This window comes from Paraglaciecola chathamensis S18K6 (assembly GCA_000314955.1).
In the GTDB taxonomy this organism is placed as follows: domain Bacteria; phylum Pseudomonadota; class Gammaproteobacteria; order Enterobacterales; family Alteromonadaceae; genus Paraglaciecola; species Paraglaciecola chathamensis.
Window position 1 is genome coordinate 48,562 of record BAEM01000020.1, and the last position, 18,651, is coordinate 67,212.

The 18,651-nt window shown below is 45.3% G+C and carries 19 protein-coding genes and 1 pseudogene; 14 read left to right on the forward strand and 6 right to left on the reverse strand.

The annotated features are described in order from the left end of the window. Positions 1-47 precede the first annotated feature (47 nt). Together GCHA_RS05795 and GCHA_RS05800 are read left to right on the forward strand one after the other, a co-directional pair. A pseudogene (locus GCHA_RS05795) lies at positions 48-944 on the forward strand (nucleotidyltransferase family protein). Between the two features lie 82 nt (positions 945-1,026). Next, positions 1,027-2,010 (forward strand): hypothetical protein, encoded by a 984-nt coding sequence (locus GCHA_RS05800; protein WP_007986076.1) that lies wholly within the window; start codon positions 1,027-1,029, stop codon positions 2,008-2,010. A gap of 295 nt (positions 2,011-2,305) precedes the next feature. Here the strand turns inward: GCHA_RS05800 and GCHA_RS05805 are convergent, their stop codons facing one another. Next, positions 2,306-3,190, reverse strand: coding sequence for an ArgP/LysG family DNA-binding transcriptional regulator (locus GCHA_RS05805; RefSeq protein ID WP_039992156.1), 885 nt, complete (start codon positions 3,188-3,190; stop codon positions 2,306-2,308). 94 nt (positions 3,191-3,284) lie between these two features. Here GCHA_RS05805 and GCHA_RS05810 point away from each other — a divergent pair, with 94 nt between their 5' ends. After that, positions 3,285-3,887 carry a LysE/ArgO family amino acid transporter gene (locus GCHA_RS05810; protein ID WP_039992158.1) on the forward strand — a complete coding sequence of 201 codons (603 nt, stop codon included), beginning with the start codon at positions 3,285-3,287 and terminating at the stop codon, positions 3,885-3,887. A gap of 56 nt (positions 3,888-3,943) precedes the next feature. Here GCHA_RS05810 and rluB read toward each other — a convergent pair whose 3' ends face one another. Genes rluB through GCHA_RS05835 form a run of 5 tightly spaced genes read right to left on the reverse strand, consistent with a single transcriptional unit; the run spans position 3,944 to position 7,958 of the window. Next, positions 3,944-4,813 carry a 23S rRNA pseudouridine(2605) synthase RluB gene (gene rluB, locus GCHA_RS05815; RefSeq protein WP_007986084.1) on the reverse strand — a complete coding sequence of 290 codons (870 nt, stop codon included), beginning with the start codon at positions 4,811-4,813 and terminating at the stop codon, positions 3,944-3,946. Next, positions 4,813-5,562, reverse strand: coding sequence for an SMC-Scp complex subunit ScpB (gene scpB / locus GCHA_RS05820; protein ID WP_007986086.1), 750 nt, complete (start codon positions 5,560-5,562; stop codon positions 4,813-4,815). The genes rluB and scpB overlap by 1 nt, the downstream gene beginning before the upstream one ends. Further along, positions 5,563-6,420, reverse strand: a complete 858-nt coding sequence (locus GCHA_RS05825) for a segregation and condensation protein A (RefSeq protein WP_007986088.1) — start codon at positions 6,418-6,420, stop codon at positions 5,563-5,565. 18 nt (positions 6,421-6,438) lie between these two features. Further along, positions 6,439-7,059 carry an L-threonylcarbamoyladenylate synthase gene (locus GCHA_RS05830; protein WP_007986090.1) on the reverse strand — a complete coding sequence of 207 codons (621 nt, stop codon included), beginning with the start codon at positions 7,057-7,059 and terminating at the stop codon, positions 6,439-6,441. A gap of 32 nt (positions 7,060-7,091) precedes the next feature. Further along, positions 7,092-7,958, reverse strand: coding sequence for a PHP domain-containing protein (locus GCHA_RS05835; RefSeq protein WP_007986092.1), 867 nt, complete (start codon positions 7,956-7,958; stop codon positions 7,092-7,094). A gap of 440 nt (positions 7,959-8,398) precedes the next feature. Between GCHA_RS05835 and GCHA_RS05840 the strand changes: the two genes are divergently transcribed. From GCHA_RS05840 to GCHA_RS05890, 11 genes are all read left to right on the forward strand, one after another. Next, positions 8,399-10,033, forward strand: a complete 1,635-nt coding sequence (locus GCHA_RS05840) for an anthranilate synthase component 1 (protein ID WP_007986095.1) — start codon at positions 8,399-8,401, stop codon at positions 10,031-10,033. Next, the gene (locus tag GCHA_RS05845; RefSeq protein WP_007986096.1) at positions 10,033-10,668 is read left to right on the forward strand and encodes an aminodeoxychorismate/anthranilate synthase component II; all 636 of its coding nucleotides are present in this window, start codon (positions 10,033-10,035) and stop codon (positions 10,666-10,668) included. The genes GCHA_RS05840 and GCHA_RS05845 overlap by 1 nt, the downstream gene beginning before the upstream one ends. A gap of 9 nt (positions 10,669-10,677) precedes the next feature. Then, positions 10,678-11,700, forward strand: a complete 1,023-nt coding sequence (gene trpD / locus GCHA_RS05850; RefSeq protein ID WP_007986098.1) for an anthranilate phosphoribosyltransferase — start codon at positions 10,678-10,680, stop codon at positions 11,698-11,700. Between the two features lie 11 nt (positions 11,701-11,711). Then, a complete protein-coding gene (gene trpCF / locus GCHA_RS05855; RefSeq protein WP_007986099.1) occupies positions 11,712-13,118 on the forward strand; it encodes a bifunctional indole-3-glycerol-phosphate synthase TrpC/phosphoribosylanthranilate isomerase TrpF in 1,407 nt (468 codons plus the stop codon). A 55-nt stretch (positions 13,119-13,173) separates the two neighbouring features. Further along, the gene (trpB, locus tag GCHA_RS05860; RefSeq protein WP_007986101.1) at positions 13,174-14,361 is read left to right on the forward strand and encodes a tryptophan synthase subunit beta; all 1,188 of its coding nucleotides are present in this window, start codon (positions 13,174-13,176) and stop codon (positions 14,359-14,361) included. After that, complete coding sequence (trpA, locus tag GCHA_RS05865; protein WP_007986103.1) at positions 14,354-15,184, forward strand: tryptophan synthase subunit alpha; 831 nt, start codon at positions 14,354-14,356, stop codon at positions 15,182-15,184. Before trpB ends, trpA begins: the two co-directional genes overlap by 8 nt. Positions 15,185-15,193: 9 nt before the next feature. Then, on the forward strand, positions 15,194-15,493 hold the full coding sequence (locus GCHA_RS05870; RefSeq protein ID WP_007986105.1) for a YciI family protein: 300 nt from the start codon (positions 15,194-15,196) through the stop codon (positions 15,491-15,493). Between the two features lie 165 nt (positions 15,494-15,658). Next, a complete protein-coding gene (arfB, locus tag GCHA_RS05875; protein ID WP_007986107.1) occupies positions 15,659-16,072 on the forward strand; it encodes an alternative ribosome rescue aminoacyl-tRNA hydrolase ArfB in 414 nt (137 codons plus the stop codon). A 192-nt stretch (positions 16,073-16,264) separates the two neighbouring features. Further along, positions 16,265-16,540 carry a PepSY domain-containing protein gene (locus GCHA_RS05880; RefSeq protein WP_007986109.1) on the forward strand — a complete coding sequence of 92 codons (276 nt, stop codon included), beginning with the start codon at positions 16,265-16,267 and terminating at the stop codon, positions 16,538-16,540. Next, positions 16,540-17,220: a response regulator transcription factor gene (locus GCHA_RS05885; protein WP_007986111.1), complete on the forward strand. Its 681-nt coding sequence runs from the start codon at positions 16,540-16,542 to the stop codon at positions 17,218-17,220. Before GCHA_RS05880 ends, GCHA_RS05885 begins: the two co-directional genes overlap by 1 nt. Before the next feature lie 3 nt (positions 17,221-17,223). Then, positions 17,224-18,555, forward strand: a complete 1,332-nt coding sequence (locus tag GCHA_RS05890; protein ID WP_007986113.1) for an ATP-binding protein — start codon at positions 17,224-17,226, stop codon at positions 18,553-18,555. Positions 18,556-18,651: the final 96 nt, after the last annotated feature.

Genomic DNA, 18,651 nt, shown 5'->3' on the forward strand with positions numbered 1-18,651 from the left:
TTCCATGAGCCTGAAAACATTGCTCATCAAAGTTGTTTTAACGCTATATCAAGGACAAGCATTTACAAACTATTAATTGCCAGCCTACCTTTTTAAAAGGCGCGGCATATGTACTTGATAAAACCAGCAATCACGAAGGGAGAGTGATGACTGACATCGATATATTAGTTTACAAAGACGATTTAGCTCTGGTAGAAACAACCTTAAAACGCTACGGTTGGGTTGAAAAGAAATTAGATGATTACGACCAACAATATTATCGTAAATAGGCTCATGAACTCCCCCCTTTCAATCATCCCGAGCGTGGCGTGACATTAGATATTCATCATACGATTATCCCTCCAATTTCAGGCATAGAAATCCGTGAACGTTTGCTATTTGGTACCACTAAACACACTGAGAGTGGCAAAACTACCCTTAGCGACCCCATGATGGTAATCCACTGCATCATTCATTTATTCTACAATAAAGATTACGAAAAGAGCTTTCGCGATATATTTGATATTCACCTGTTATTAACTGATTATCAAGAGAAATATCAACTAACTTCTATCTGTCAACTAGCGGATGAATTAGGCTTTAGCAAAGAGATATATTATGCCTGCGCGCTAACTGATGCTATTTTCAAAACGCAAAGAGTGAAGAATTTAACAGGCCAAAGTGCGCGCTATACTCACGTAACGACAACGAACTTCTTTATCAAAAATATTATATTGCCCGCAATAATGCCCCATCACGATCTCATCAATACACCTTGGAATAACTTTGCGCGCACGATAATGTTTTTGCGAGGCCACTATCTTAAGAAGCCTTTGAAAGTGCTAGTGCCACATATTTGGGTTAAATTTAATAGAGCTCTTGTAATGCTCGTAATGGGACCACACCACTACGAAAAACACCCCTCCTCCCCGCATATAAAAGCCCTCTTAGCCTCCAGAACATAATGAAGACACCCATGTTAAAAATGGTTAATTTTCATCCCTCAACTACACTTGATGCGTGTTCTACATTATTGGGTCGACTGTTATGCCTCAGTCACGAAAAAGCCAAGTCAGCTTAATTGATACGCCTTATTATCACTGTGTGTCCCGTTGTGTTCGCCAGTCTTTCTTATGTGGTACAAACACGCTGACAGGGCAGAGCTATGAACATCGTCGTGGCTGGGTAGAAGCGCGTTTGTTGTTTTTATCTACCGTGTTCGCAATTGATATCTGCGCTTACGCAGTGATGAGTAATCATACCCATGTGGTGCTTTGTGTGGATAAAGCCTTAGCTGATAAATGGGATACCGAATCGGTGCTAAAGCGTTATCACACGCTTCATAAAGGTACGTTACTGACTCAAAAATTTATAAACGGGGATACCCTAACCCAAGGAGAGTTAATCACCCTTGATGACACCGTTGAAATTTACAGAAAACGTTTATACGACATCAGCTGGTTCATGCGTGACTTGAATGAGCACATTGCCCGTCAAGCCAATAAAGAAGATGACTGCACAGGCCGGTTTTGGGAAGGGCGATTTAAATCACAAGCCCTATTAGAAGAAAGTGCAGTACTAGCGTGTATGGCCTATGTGGATTTAAACCCGATTAGAGCGAAGATAGCCAAAACACCTGAAACAGCAAAACACACCAGCATCAAAAAGCGTCTTCACGCCGCTAAACATCATCACGCTCAACCAAGTACGCTAATGCCCTTTGTGGGAAGCTCAAGGGAAAATATGCCCAAAGGAATAGCTTACTTCCTCAAAGACTACTGTGAGCTTATCGATACCACAGGTCGCTGTATTCGTGATGACAAGCCTGGCTATATCTATAACACTCAAAGCCCTATTCTAGAAAGACTAGGGTTAGACTCAGCACAGTGGTTAGCCTTAACCACTGAATTTGAAAAACACTTCTGCTACGCAGCAGGTGCAGAGCAAATGATGAATGCGTTCAAGCGTCACACTCATCATCAACGAATACGCGGGATGGGCAAAGCAAAAGAGCTGCTAAAGCGCGCTTAAATCAATTTCAACAAATACACTTAATGCACAGCTTGTGAAGCCGGCGCTTGTCAAAAGCTGCGCAATCGTCGCTGTTTTCCCTTATCAACACCTGAAATCCAAGTAAAAGTTCCTTTTCAAATAACAGAAACCTGAATCAATACATCTTGAGGCGTGTTTTTACAAATATAATTTTTAGAATGGCTGTCTCAATAAATTTTAGTTCAATTGCGGATCAAAATTTTAAACATGGGTGTCTCTATAAGTTAACTTGGGTGTCTCTATAAGTTTTAGTGCAGATATTCCGGCTAGCTTATTAAGACAATTGTTTCTTCGCGACGTCCTTTATGCATTGACTAAGCTCCCCGAGCGCATCCGATTCAAGTTCAATCCAGTGCCAAAACAGCGAGACAGCAAGGTGTTTATCTGGAAAGAGGGGCACCAACTGCCCTGAAGCGACTTCATGTTTCACTTGCAGTACAGGCAATAATGCCCACGCAACACCTGCTACGGCCATTTGCAAAAAGCCATAGGAAGACGGATACCAATGGCAATGCTTAAGTGTCGGGGCAACGCCTAGGCACTCACTCTGGTATTGCGTCAATAGCGCAACGTCGAATTCGTCATAGAGTAATCCAGGAGCCGAAAACACTTCATTTGGCGATAGGCCCTTGGTCAGGTATCGCGCTATGTACGCAGGAGACGCGTAAAGCTGATAATTCATATTTCCTAATCGAGCAGACTCGCCACCTGTTATCGGCGTGCCCGTTTGGCTAATGCAGCCCATCACCTTTCCCTGTTGAAGTAGGGTTCGCGTCTGAGTTTGATCCGCATTAAATATATGCACTGGGTTTGAGCGCCTAAAACTAAAGCGCGCCATAACATCACTAAACCAAGTAGCCAGCACGTCATTGTTAATCGCTATGCTAAGGGGTGATGCTTCATCAGAGATGCCTGTACGAGCACTAAGCTCGTCTTCCAATACATTGACTCTTTGTATATGAGCAAGCAACTGTTGACCTAAGGGCGTAGCTTTTAGTGGTTTTGTGCGCACCAATACAGGGCTGCCGAGGTGCAACTCAAGCCGCTTAATTTTTTGAGACACGGCGGACTGAGTAAGGTGCAAAGCTTGGGCGCCCTTATCGAAGCTACCATAAAGGAGTACCTCGCTTAAACAATGTAGCGCGTCATAATCCAACATAAATAAAATTAATCAGTAAAAAATATTATTAATTTAATTTAAACCGCTTACTTCGTTAATATCAAGGTTATTCAAAACATGAAGCGATAAAACAATGATGACAGCGGCAATAAGTGGATTTTTGATGGGCGGCACTCTCATCATTGCAGTAGGAGCACAAAATAGTTTTCTCATCGAGCAATCGTTAAAGCGCCAGTGGGCGGGGTTATTTGTGGCCCTGTTTATCCTCAGCGACGCTATCGCGATAAGTTTTGGTGCGATGGGGTTTGGCCTTTTGTTACAGCAGCAGCCTACGCTGGTATCTGTAACAAAATGGTCTGGGGTCATTTTTTTACTGTGGCTTGCATTTAATAAACTCAAAGCGTCAATGGCGAATGATGCAATGATCGTCGCGCTTTCTAATAACAAAATACCGTTTCATCGTGCTTTGTTAACCGCGTTAGGTGTGACATGGTTAAACCCACATTTTTACATCGACACAGTATTACTCATGGGTAATCTCGCTGGGCAATGGCAACAAGAGAAGTGGTGGTTTGTTATCGGGGGAATTTTAGCCTCTGTGGTATGGTTCATAGGGTTAAGTGGCTTAACGTCGAAGTGCGCCAAGTGGATGGAGCGACCTAAATTTTGGCGCTGGTTCAATCGTATCAATGCCTTGGTTTTAGGTGCAATTGGCGTGCAGCTCGCCACTTTGTAATACATGTTTTTTAAGAAGCAGGTCGTAAGTCATAGCTTACGACCTATAACATGAGGTTATTTCTTTTTCGGTCTTGGCTTAGCGCGACCTTGATTTACCTTGTGCTTTTGCACAGAGCGGCGCATGCGACTTAGGCGCACGTGATCGAGCTTGGTTTGTTTATCTTCAACTAATGATTCTTGCTCTAAGTCTAGTTGCACACTTTTACGCAAGGTATTCAAATCAGTCAGTGGCAACTCAATCCAGCCACCTTGCGGCAAGCGGTTTTGCAAATTCAGCGTGCCATAACGTACACGAATTAGGCGGCTTACTTGTAAACCCTGAGACTCCCATAATCGGCGAACTTCACGGTTTTTACCTTCAGATAGGCTCACGTTGTACCAAGAGTTCAAACTTTCGTCATCACCAGGACGCTTACGAATTTCGGTAAATTTCGACACACCATCTTCAAGTTCAACACCTTTTTTCAGGCGTTTTATCATGTCGTCTTCCACTTCACCGAATACACGTACCGCGTATTCACGCTCAATTTCGTGCTTGGGATGCATTAAGCGATTAGCTAATTCACCATCATTGGTAAACAATAGTAAACCGCTGGTGTTGATGTCTAAACGCCCTACGGCAATCCAACGGCCATTTTGAATTTTAGGTAACCGGTCAAACACAGTGGGGCGACCCTGAGGATCTTTACGGCTACATAGTTCGCCTTCGGGTTTGTTGTACATCAACACCCGGCACATGGCGCTTTTCGCTGCCGAAGTAATCAGGTTTCCGTCGACACGAAGTTGATCCACAGGCTCAACGCGATCACCCAAGGTGGCGACTTTTCCGTTAACCGAAATGCGCCCAGAGGCTATCCATTTTTCCATCTCACGACGGGAGCCCACACCAGCATTGGCTAGAACTTTTTGTAATTTTTCACTCATTAGTGTAACTGCTCTCTTTGATTAGGGTTGTCAGTATTATCAAGCTTAGTCTCTTGTGCTTGCTCTGACGGTATTTGCTCTTCTGCCGATACATTTTTATCGGATGATTGCTCGCCTGCTTTTATTGGTCCGTCATTTTGCTCAGTCTTTTGCTCAGTCTTTTGCTCAGTCGTTTGGGCTGACTCAGTAATGACTCGGCGCTCATCTTGGCTATTACTCGCATCAAAGGCATCTTGACTGGGTAAGTCTTTCAGGCTCTTTAACGAAAAATAGTTTAAAAATCCTTTGGTTGTTGCATATAAAGCTGGACGACCCGGTACTTCTTTGTGCCCGACCACTTTAACCCAATCTCTTTCGATTAGGGTCTTCATGATGTTGCTACTCACTGCAACACCTCGCACATCCTCAATTTCCCCACGGGTGATGGGTTGACGATAGGCCACCATAGACAAGGTTTCCAAAAGTGCTCTTGAATACCTAGGCGCTTGCTCCTGCCACAGTTTACTGAGCCATGGGCCTAAACTATCCATTGATTGAAAACGATAACCGCTTGCGACTTCAACCAGCTGTACGCCACGAGATTGGTACTCAAGCTGCAATTCATCTATGGCTTGTTTTAACGCTTTTTTACCGACCTTAAGGCCACTTAAAACAGTATCTTGTAACTGCTCTTGGCTAACCGGAGCGTCAGATACAAACACCGCCGCTTCAACTAACTGCTTTAACTGCACTGGGGATATTTTTGCCATTTACTGGGGTTCTCCTGCGTGCAGCTTTACGTGAATATTTGCCATTGGCTCACTTTGCACCAACTCAACTAACTGCTCTTTGCATAACTCAAGTACAGCAAGGAATGTCACCACCACCCCTGCCCTGCCTTCACTGGCCTGAAACAAACAATCAAACCCGGTAAAGTCATGGCTGTTGAGCTTCTCTAAAATCAGTGCCATACGCTCCCGAGTTGATAACGCCTCAGGGGCAATGGAATGATGCTCAAACGCACTTGCTCGTTGCAGGACATTTTGAAAACTCACCACCAAATCTTGCAAGTTCACCTTTGGCAGAATCTTGATAGGCGTAACAGACTCACTGGTTTGCGCCTGGGCACAGAATACGTCTCGCTCTAAGCGTGGCAACGCATCCATTTCTTGCGCGGCACTTTTTATCAGTTCATATTCCTGTAAACGCCTAATCAACTCTGCTCTTGGGTCGTCTTCGTCTTCTTCTGCATCCGGTCTTTTTGGCAGCAATAATCGCGACTTAATTTCAGCTAAAATTGCAGCCATTAACAGGTACTCAGCCGCAAGCTCTAGCTTTAAATCTTTCATCATGTCAACGTACAGCATGTATTGCTTGGTGATTTCATACACAGGCAAATTAATTAAGTCGAACTTTTGCTTGCGGATTAAGTACAACAGCAAATCTAGCGGGCCTTCAAAAGCATCTAAGATCAGCTCTAGTGCATCCGGTGGTATATATAAATCTTCAGGGTGCTCTGTAAAGGCCTGACCATTGATAAACGCCAAGGGCAAAGGCTGTTGTACGCCCTGACCTTGGTTTGTAGCTTCTTGCTGCTGTGCAGTTTGAAGCGCTTTATCAATATTCATTTGTGAGTCACAGCGCGGTTAATTAAACGGGCTTGCGTCGCCGCTGCCCTGGCGAATAATGACAGGCTCACCTTCTGATAAATCAACCACTGTGGTGGGTTGCTCACCCAAGAAACCACCGTGAATGATCAGTCCCACCTGCTTTTCAAGTTTATCGCGAATTTCATCAGGATCAGATTCAGCCACTATCTCATTTGGTAAAATAAGCGTAGTGGACATCATCGGCTCACCCAGCTCTTCCAATAATGCCAACGCAATGGCGTTATCAGGAACACGAATACCTATGGTGCGTCGTTTCGGGTTCTGCAAACGCTTAGGTACTTCCTTGGTCGCCTTTAAAATAAAGGTGTAAGGACCTGGAGTGTTATTCTTAATCATGCGAAATGCCGCGTTATCCACCCGAGCATATTCAGACAATTCGGACATATCACGGCACATCAGCGTGAAATTGTGATCTTTACCGATTTGACGAATACGGCAAATTTGTTCGAGGGCGTTTTTATCGTCCATATGACAACCAATGGAATAACCAGAATCTGTTGGGTAAACCACCACTTCGCCGCTATGAATTAACTCACACGCTTGTTTAATCAAACGCGTTTGCGGGTTATCAGGATGAATATAAAAAAATTGGCTCATAATCGTTACTTCCCAGTAAGTTAAACGCGATGTTACGCGTTAGATGTTGCGTCAACTGACGGGTCAATGAATGACCAGTCATGCCAAATAGGGGTGAGATGTTCTGGCACCCCCAAGTTTCTACCTAATTCGGTCCAACGACTCACAAAATGAAAATCGGAGCCGGCTGATGCTTGTAAATTGTATTCAGTGGCTAATTCAACAATCAACTTGCGTTTCTCGGGGTTAATACGTGCGTGAGTGGTTTCTATTCCATCTCCCCCTGCTTCTTTGAATTGTGCCACTAATCGACGAAGCCACTTGGCCGTCATATCATAATGACCAGGATGAGCGATAACCGCTTTGCCACCAGCGTCATGGATCCACTGTACGGCCTCTTCAATTGAAATCCAACGTGGCTTAACGTGTGCGCGTTTGCCCTTACCTAGATATTTTTTAAAGGCGCTTTCGAAGTCACGTACTTCTTTGCGCTCAACCAACACACGAGCAAAGTGGGCACGGGTTAGCTGCCCTTCCCCTGCTAATAACTTTGCATCGTCTAGCACATTTTCAACCCCAGCTTTTGCGAGTTTATCTGCCATTTTTTGCGCACGCTCACCGCGCTCGTTTTTCTGCTCAACTAAGCGCTGTTGAAACAGCTCATCATCCTTGTTCACATTCAGGCCTAAAATATGAATGTCGAAGTTATGCCAAGAAGTGGAAAGCTCTATGCCGTCAACGATGTGCATCAGGCGCTTTTGTTTAGCTTGATGGGCCCGAGCTTCATCTAACGCTTGCACGGTATCGTGGTCAGTAATGGCCAATACGTCTACTTGCATATTGTTCGCGCGATCCACCAGCTCAACAGGAGAAAGTTGACCGTCAGAGTAGTATGTATGGCAGTGCAAATCGATTTTCATGAAACCCTAAATAAACCCTTTTAACATGTACCCGAAAGATACATTTACAAAATTGACTGTTGACAGAGAAGCAAAATTGTTTTCTTCTATACGCCTGAAGTGTGTATTATACGCATTTGGTGATGAATAGCAGACAAAACCTGAAAAAAGACCATGTTTGTTATCAAACGATAGATTATCGCACGCCCGACAGTGATTTACGCGTGCAACAAAACGAGATTTTATACCCATGAATACAGTATTACGCGTTTCAACTAACTTAATTTGGTGGTGGCACATCCCTAACTAGCGGGCTGTGAGCGTATGTATTTGTGCGATTGAACAAGAAAAGCCCGTATAATACGGGCTTTTTTTATGCCCGATTGAAAATTACGACCCGATTAATGCCCAACAAAGCCAACGCCTAGAACAGGTTATAAACAAGGTTATAGAGAAAAATCATGAGCTTAGCGCAATTAACAGAACAAGCCGGAAAAGTAGAAACTCTACTTCTCAGTGCTGATTACGTGGCAGATCCACTCCAAGCGTATCAATATTTATGTCAGGGTAAGCCCCACAACTTACTGCTCGAATCAGCTGAGATTGACAGTAAAGACGATTTAAAAAGCTTAATACTGGTCGACGCCGCGATAAAATTGCAGTGCGACGGCCCCGTCGTTACCTGTCAAGCCCTGACCGATAACGGCGCAGCGGCATTACCCTTGTTTATCGAGTATTGCCCGCAAGGTGTCGAGCACGCTTTTGATGAAGCCGCACGCACAGTAACTTTAACGTTTACCTTCAGCGACAGCGAATTAGACGAAGACAGCCGTTTGAAAGCCCCTGCGGTATTTGATGCTCTGCGCCTACTGATCAACCAAGTTGTGGCTATTCGACCGCATCCTGAAGCGCTGTTCTTAGGCGGCGCATTTGCTTATGACTTACTCGCCACCTTTGAGCAATTGCCTCAAGTGGGCGACAGCGAGAATACCTGCCCTGACTTTGTTTTCTATTTGGCCGAAACGTTATTGCTAATTGACCATCAAGCCAAGAAAACAGAATTAATTGGTAGCGTATTTAGCGGTAAAAATGTTGGTAATAACTATTTCGCCATCAGCCAGCGTTTAGAGCAAATAAAACACAAGCTGGGTAAAGACATGCCCGTGCCAGAGCTTGATTCGCCTAGTGTTGCCCCGGATGAATTGAAAATAAGCAAGTCAGATCAAGAATTTATTCAAGACGTAGAAAACCTCAAACAACACATTTTAGCCGGTGATATATTTCAAGTCGTGCCCTCTCGTACCTTCAGTTTACCTTGCCCTGATCCACATAAAGCCTACAAGGCCCTAAAGGTGCAAAACCCGAGCCCCTATATGTTTTTCATGCAAGATATCGATTTTTGCATGTTTGGTGCCTCGCCTGAATCAGCACTTAAGTACTTAAAAGATACCAACCAAGTTGAAATTTACCCTATCGCCGGCACGCGCCCGCGGGGTAAACACGCCGATGGCTCAATCAATTTGGATCTGGACAGCCGCATCGAACTGAATTTACGCGAAGATGAAAAAGAAAAGTCGGAACATTTAATGTTGGTCGATTTAGCCCGCAACGATGTGGCGAAAGTATCAAAGCCAGGTACAAGGCATTTAAAAGACTTGCTAAAAGTAGACCGCTACTCTCATGTAATGCACCTTGTTTCCAAAGTAGTTGGCCAATTACGTGACGATTTAGATGCACTGCATGCCTATCAAGCCTGTATGAACATGGGCACGTTAGTGGGCGCGCCTAAAGTCAGTGCTGCTAGCCTTATTCGTGAAGTCGAAAAACAACGCAGGGGCAGCTACGGCGGCGCTGTGGGATACGTTAACGGCCATGGTGACATGGATACTTGCATTGTTATCCGCTCCGCGTTTATCAAAAATAATACTGCCCATATTCAGGCGGGTGCCGGTGTGGTGTTTGATTCAGATCCGCAATCTGAAGCAGATGAAACCCGTGGTAAAGCGCAAGCGGTTATTCGCGCAATACTTACCTCTCACGAAGGGCCAAGCGCTGTCTCACCTAACCCGACCCAAACCGCGAAGGAGGCAAAATAATGACTTTACCTAACGTGTCTTCTTCATCCAATACGACTCACGTTTTCTTGGTCGATAATTTTGATTCATTTACCTATAACCTAGTAGATGAACTGCGCACCATGGGCATGGCATTAACGGTTTATCGTAATTCTGTGTCTCCCCACGCTATTTTCGAAAAGATGCAAGAGCAAGCCAAGCTTAGCCAAGTGATTCTGCTTTTATCACCAGGGCCAGGTGCACCAGCTGACGCAGGTTGTATGCCTACGCTTATCAACCTAGTAAAGGGCGTATTCCCAGTGCTTGGCATTTGTTTGGGCCATCAAGCGATTGTGGAGTCTTACGGCGGTAACATTATTCGCGCCGATGTCGTTATGCACGGTAAATCATCTTTAATCACCCACAAAGGTGATAAAATGTTTGCCAACTTACCGCAGCCTTTGCCGGTTGCTCGCTATCATTCACTGATGGCCAGCAACATGCCAGCTGAATTGACAGTATTAGCACAATTTGAAGCTGTGCCTATGGCAGTTTGCCACGAGCAAGATAGAATGCTGGGCTTTCAGTTTCACCCCGAATCTATTTTAACCGCCTTTGGCAGTCAGTTATTGATGCAAAGCATTGATTATTTAACCCAAGACCAAGTGAACGATTAGAGGACAAACATGCTATTTCCATTACTTGAAACGCTTTATCAAGGTAAAGCCCTTAGCCAAAACGAAGCCACGGATGTCTTTAATCAAATCGTAACAGGCCAGGTAGATAACATAGTGTTGTCCTCGCTATTAACTGCGTTGAAGATCAAAGGCGAAACACCAGAAGAAATAGCCGGCGCAGCCCAAGCGATGATCCAAAATGCCAGTGCTATCAAGCGCCCAGAGTATGACTTTGCTGACATAGTGGGTACCGGCGGCGATGGTCACAACACAATTAATATTTCATCTGCGGCCGCTATCGTGGCAGCCAGCTGCGGCGTTAAAGTCGCTAAACATGGTAATCGAAGCGTTTCGAGCAAATCTGGCTCAGCAGATTTATTTAATGCCTTTGGTATGAAGCTAGATATGTCACCTGCCGTGGCCCGTGAATGTTTAGACAAATCAAATTTATGCTTCTTATTTGCCCCTGTTTATCATGCGGGGATCAAGCACGCGATGCCTGTTCGTACCACCTTAAAAACCCGTACTATTTTTAATTTACTGGGGCCTTTGGTTAATCCAATGCAACCTAGTCATATGATGATAGGCGTATATGCACCTGAACTTGTTATGCCCTTCGCACGTACTTTGCAGCTACTAGGCTACAAAAAAGCACTCGTGGTTCATGGTAGTGGTCTAGACGAACTGGCGGTTCATGGACCCTCTATGGTGGTCGAGATTAACGGTGACAAGCTGAACGAATACACGCTGTCGCCCAGTGATTTTGGCCTTGAAGAATATCCTTTAGCCGCCATAGAAGGTGGGGTACCGGATGAAAACAAACAGTTAATACAAGATGTGCTAACCGGTGAAGGTCAAAAAGCCCATGAAGCAGCGGTCGCCATGAATGCAGGCGCATTGATCAAATTATGTGGACACGCGGACACCTATCAGCAGGGGGCAAAGTTGGCGCTCGATGCGATGCAAGCAAAGCGCCCATTGCAGGTAATTGAAGCCTCATCTGAAGTTAGCCGTAGCCACGACATCATTTAAAGGAAGCCTAAATGGCCAATGTATTAGAAAAAATTGTTGCCGATAAGCGTCAAGAAATAGCCCAGCGTAAAGTGGATTTTCCTTTAGCGCACTTTAAAGATGGTCTGACGCCTTCAACGCGTAGCTTTTTTGATGCGCTCAATCAGCCCAATGCTGGCTACATTTTAGAGTGTAAAAAAGCCTCTCCGTCAAAAGGTTTGATCAGAGACGATTTCAATTTAGATGAGATCATCGAAGCCTACTTACCTTACGCTGCGTGCATCTCGGTGTTGACCGATGAAAAGTACTTTCAAGGTAAGTTCGAATATTTAGAATATGTCAGAGAACGTGTGACCCAGCCGGTGATCAACAAAGACTTTTTCGTTGAACCCTACCAAGTTTACTTGGCTCGTCATCACAACGCTGATGCCATCTTATTGATGTTATCAGTGCTTAATGACGAAGAGTATCGCGAATTAGCCGATATCGCCCACAGCCTTGACCTTGATGTATTAACAGAAGTGAGCAACGAAGAAGAGGCCCACCGCGCAGTTGCGCTTAAGGCCAAGATTATCGGTATTAATAACCGCAATTTACGAGATTTAAGTACCGATTTAGCCACCACTGAGCACTTGGTCCCACTAATTAACCAAGCGTCTCACGAACATGTGATTATTTCTGAATCCGGTATTTATACTCATCAAGATGTACGTCGCTTGTCACCTATCGTTGATGGGTTTCTTGTGGGTAGTGCATTAATGGCTGAGGATAATGTAGCCCAAGCGGTGAAGCGTTTAGTCTACGGTACGGTCAAAGTGTGCGGCATGACCCGCGCCAAAGACGCCACCGACGTAGCGACTATGGGTGCCAGTTACGCAGGGCTTATATTCGCTGAAAAATCAAAACGTTACTTATCACTTGATGACGCAAGAGACATGGTGGCGGCTGTACCTTTTGATTATGTAGGCGTATTCGTTGACGCCAATATTGCATTGATCGTTGAATATGCCACCACCCTTGGTTTAGTCGCCGTGCAATTACATGGTAGCGAATCACAGACCTATATTACTCAATTGCGCGCAGCACTGAACGACGCGAATTTAGCTGGTTGTCAAATCTGGTTAGCTAAGGGGATCACTGATACCCTACCCGCCCTTGATGAAGATAGCGTTGACCGTTTCGTGCTGGATTGCAAAGTAGGCGATCAAAGTGGCGGTACTGGTCAAGCCTTTGATTGGCAACTGTTCGCACAGGCTGATCTAAGTGCTCTAAGTCGCAGCAAAATTATTCTGGCCGGTGGCATCAACGTAGACAACGCACAGCAAGCCGCTGGGCTTGGCCTAGGCGGAATTGATTTAAACTCAGGCGTTGAAGACGCCCCAGGCAAAAAATCTGAGCAAAAGCTGCAACGCGTGTTCGAAAAATTACGCGCGTATTAGCCCTAGGCTGCATGAGCCGCTCACAAGTTAACGTATTAAAAAACGAGAAACGATTATGAACCATTTAGAGAGCAAATTCGGACAGTTTGGTGGCATGTATGTGCCAGAACTGCTTATTCCCGCGCTTGATCAATTAGAACAAGCATTCATTGATGCGCAAAACGATCCTGAATTTCAAAAAGAATTCATTGAATTGCTTACCGACTACGCAGGGCGCCCCACTGCCATGACCTTGTCGCGCAATTTGGTATCAAACCCCAACGTCAAACTGTACTTAAAACGTGAAGACTTACTTCACGGCGGCGCTCACAAAACCAATCAAGTATTGGGTCAGGCACTACTGACTAAGCGTATGGGTAAAACCGAAGTTATCGCTGAAACAGGCGCCGGGCAACACGGCGTTGCCACGGCATTAGCCTGTGCACTGTTAGGCTTAAAAGCACGTATTTATATGGGGGCGAAAGACGTTGAACGTCAAGCACCGAACGTATTTAGAATGCGTTTAATGGGCGCTGAAGTCATACCCGTAAATGCAGGCTCTGGCACCCTAAAAGATGCCGTTAACGAGGCAATGCGTGACTGGTCTGCAACGTATGACAAAGCTCACTATTTGCTCGGCACCGCGGCGGGCCCTCACCCATTCCCGACCATCGTGCGTGAATTCCACCGTATGATAGGCGAAGAAACTCGCGCGCAAATTATGGCCAAAGAAGGTCGCTTACCTGACGCGGTAGTCGCCTGCGTGGGTGGCGGTTCAAACGCGATTGGTATGTTTGCCGACTTTATCGATGAGCCAAGCGTACAGCTAATTGGAGTAGAGCCTGCAGGCAAAGGCTTGCACACCGCCGAACATGGCGCTGCAATTGGTAAAGGCACAACCGGTATCTTACATGGTGCCTACAGCTATATTATGCAAGATGAAGACGGCCAAATTGAAGAGTCTTACTCTGTATCCGCTGGGCTCGATTACCCAGCTGTTGGCCCTCAGCATGCCCATTTGAGCGATATTGGCCGTGCTACTTATACCGCAGTTACGGATGATGAAGCCTTGTATGCATTTCAGTTGCTATCACGCAAAGAAGGGATTATTCCAGCGCTTGAATCATCTCATGCCCTGGCTCATGCCTTAAACATGGCCGATGAAGCCGAAGACGGCACGATTATCGTAGTCAATTTATCCGGTCGTGGTGACAAAGATTTAGCCCACGTACACAGCATTTTGGGAGGCGAAACCAATGAGTAACGAACAGGGCCATAACGGCGACCGCTACGGTGATATGTTCACGCGTTTAAACGCAGCCAATGAAGGCGCATTTGTACCTTTCGTCATGCTTGGCGACCCAGACATTGCCACCTCATTAGAAATTCTAAAAGCCTTGGTAGAAGGCGGCGCTGATGCGTTAGAGCTAGGCATTCCTTATTCTGACCCCATTGCTGATGGCCCCACTATCCAACAAGCAAGTATTCGTGCCTTGAGCCACAAAATACACCCAAGTGATTGTTTTGAGGTGATCCGTCAGTTCCGTGAAATTTATCCAGATACCCCAATCGGCTTATTACTTTACAGCAACTTGGTTATTAAACCAGGTCTTGAGAAGTTCTACGATGATGCGGCCAATGCTGGGGTTGACTCGATTTTAATTGCTGACGTCCCCCTTCGTGAGTCAGAACGCTTCGTTGATATCGCTACAAAAACAGGCGTTAAACAAATACTGATTGCACCACCGAATGCCAGCGACGAAACCTTGGCTGAAATTGGTAAAAAATCGCAAGGCTACACCTACCTACTTGGCCGTGCTGGCGTGACCGGCGCAGAAACAGCTGCAACCATCCCTGCCAGTGAACTGATTGCAAAGTTAACCCAATATAAAGTCGCGCCGCCTCTATTAGGTTTCGGTATTTCAAAACCTGAACAGGTTAAAGAAGCGATTAGTGCAGGGGCTGCTGGCGCTATTTCAGGCTCAGCCACTGTGAATATTATCGCTGAAAATTTATCTCAACCTGAGGTCATGTTAAGCAAATTGCGCGATTTCGTCAGTGCAATGAAACAAGCGACTAAAAAATAAGGAAAGCCCATGTGGTATGTAGTGTATTCACAAGATGTAGAAAATAGTTTGCCCTTGCGTAAACAAACGCGCGCTGCGCACTTGGCACGCTTGCAACAACTAACTGATGAAGGGCGTTTATTGGTCGCTGGGCCTTGCCCAGCCATTGATAGCAAAGACCCAGGTGAAGCTGGGTTTACCGGCTCAGTGGTTATTGCTGACTTTCCCAGCTTAGAAGACGCCCAAACTTGGGCTGATGCAGACCCGTATATGGATGCAGGTGTGTATAAAGAGGTCACGGTAAAACCTTATATCAAGGTTCTTCCGTAGCCGGTACTCTTTGGCAGATAGGCGCGAAGAAACACTCAGGGCGAGGCACTCATAATGAAAGTTTGCCTCGCTGATTGTGTCACTAATTGTCTCGCGCCCTGTCTCATATACCGTGTTGTGTTAGCCCAAGGTAATTCTAAGCAGAAGCAGTAAAAGGACAGCTAAATGATATTCATTAAAAGCTATATTTCACTTCAAGATCATGAAGTTGAATTAACCGCGATACGCGCCCAAGGTGCTGGCGGGCAAAATGTGAATAAAGTCTCTAGTGCAATCCATTTGCGCTTTGATATAAAAGCGTCTTCTCTTCCAGAATTTTACAAAGAGCAATTGCTTAAGAGTAACGACAAACGCATTACCCAAGACGGCATACTCGTTCTTAAGGCGCAGGCTCATCGAACCCAAGAGATGAATCGTCAGGATGCACTTGAACGATTGGGGCAAATCGTCAGAGACGCGGCAGTCGTGCAAAAGCCACGTAAAGCCACCAAACCAACCAAAGGCTCACAAGTACGCAGAGTCGACAGCAAGAAAAAATCTGGGCAGAAAAAACAGCTCAGAAAAAAAATCGATTTTTGACTATGCCTATTTCTTCTTGGCACATTCAGTTCAGGCGCAATTCAGTTAACACCCTGTAAGCTTACTCTCGAAGCAAACTTCGTCACTGGCGCACATGTTTCTTTTTAGGAACCTTGACCTGTTTGGAATTGTTTCCACCTAGGTATTGATTGCGCTAAACTATCCGTAACCGTTTGTGAATGGGGTCAATCGTTGAAACATATCGCCAAAAATACACTATTTGTTTTATTTATCAGTTTATCGTCTGGTTTGCTAGGCCATGCCTATGCACAGAGCGACAACGCAAAAATTGATAAAAACCAAGCTGCCCAGAAAGCACAGCAGCAGGTTCAAGGCCGTGTATTGAAAGTTGACCAAAGTAAAAATAAATACCGCGTGAAAGTACTGCAAAAATCTGGGCGAGTGGTCAATGTTGATGTTGATAAACGCTCAGGACGGGTAGTAAAAAGTGGTAAGAAGGACGACTAATGCGCATTTTAATTGTCGAGGACGACAGCCGTTTATTAACTCAGTTAGACACACTTTTACAAACCAATGGCTACAGCGTTGATTTGGCCGATGATGGTGCCAAAGCACTCTTTTTGTTAAGTGAACACCCTTACGATTTGGCTATCATCGATATTGGCCTACCGGTAATGGATGGCTTCGAAGTCATTCAAAAAGCCCGCAAAAACAGTGTTACCTGCCCTATTCTTATTTTGACCGCTCGTGATCGTTGGCAAGAGAAAGTAGAGGGATTAGATGCAGGGGCCGATGATTACCTTACCAAACCTTTTCAGAACGAAGAATTGTTAGCCAGAGTTAAAGCGCTGATCAGGCGCTCTGCTGGTCAAGCAAATCCTACTATCGAGCTTGGGCCAATCAGCTTAAATACCTTAAGCGAGCAAGTGAGTGTTAGCGGCCAAGATATCGAGCTTACCGCCTACGAATACAAGGTGTTTGAATACTTACTTCTCAACCCGAAAAAAGTTGTATCGAAAACCGAACTCACCGAGCACATTTACGATCAAGACTTTGATTTAGATAGCAATGTTATTGAGGTATTTGTTGGTCGTTTGCGTAAAAAACTCGACCCTGAAGGAAAAATCAATCCTATCGAAACCATGCGTGGTCGTGGTTATCGCATCAGCCGAGAATTTCAAGTTTAGCGGGTGCATAACTTATCGTTACGCCTTCGTAGTTTTGCTGCAGCGCTGCTGGTCTTGGTGGTATTTATACCTCTGGCGGCGTTCACCCTTGAAAGCGCCTTTACCAGTAGCTTAAGCCAATCAATGCAGCAGCAATTAAGGGTACAGAGCTTAACCCTGATTTCTGAATTTGAAATGTCGGGTGACGAGCCCGTCATGCCTGAACAGCTATTCAACGATCAATTAAACATTCCAGGCTCCGGTTTATACGCATTCATTAAACTTGAAGAGCGCATGGTATGGCGCTCATTATCGACCTTGAACTGGCAAGCCATGCCCGAGTTCTCAGCTCCAGATGTGGGAAAAGAGCGGTTTGATGAAGAGTACTCCCTTCTCGAGCCATACTTTTTATTCGCTTACACAGCAGAGTTCGATTCTGGTGGAGAATTCGTTCCGGTAAGTTTTTATATTTTACAAGACAAAAGCGCTTATAACGTTCAAGAACAAGCGTTTATCACTACGCTTTGGCGCTGGCTAAGTTTAATTGCATTGGTATTACTGGGATTATTAATAGTCAGTTTAAATGCAGCGCTGTGGCCGATTAATCGCTTGATCAAGCAAATCAAACAAGCAGAAGCTGGGCATATCAAGCATATCAGCCAAACATACCCACCTGAGCTGGAAAAACTCAAACGCAGCATTAATCACTTGTTAGCTACCGAACAGCAACAACGAAGCCGTTACAAGAACAGCTTGAGTGACTTAGCCCATGGCCTAAAAACCCCATTGGCTGTGCTGTCTGGCAACACTGCACTGCCTGACGATGCAAGAGAGCCTATCAACCAAATTGATGTACAAATTCAACGTCAGCTTAAACGTGCAGTTGCCGGTAGTAACACAGCGTGGGAGCAAGCAGTAGAAATTGCCCCGGTGTTGAGCAAAATCGTTAATGCCATGAATAAAGTGCACGCCCACAAACAGCTAGATATCGAGCAAGTAAACGCAACTAACCCAGCGCCGTTTTATGGTGACAGCACAGATTTGATGGAATTGCTGGGTAATGTGCTTGATAACGCCTGTAAGGCGGCGGCCCATAAGGTGCGTGTTGATGTTGTGGCGCACGACAAGTTTGTGCAAATTGACGTGGAAGACGATGGGCCAGGGATCCCCAAAGAAAAACGCCAGTTATTGCTAACCCGTGGTACCCGCTTAGACAGTTACAAAGAAGGCCAAGGTATAGGTATGGCTGTGGTGGCGGATTTGGTTGATGCCTACCAAGGCACGTTGATCATCGAAGATAGTGAATTAGGGGGAGCGCGCATCAGTGTGCGCTTTCCCACAAAACATCACATTTAATGCCATTTAACAAACGCCTGAGCCGTTTATTAGCCCGTCCCAACATTGGGCATGCTCAAGCGTTTAATACCAATCCGCATTAATAAGTGACCGCCT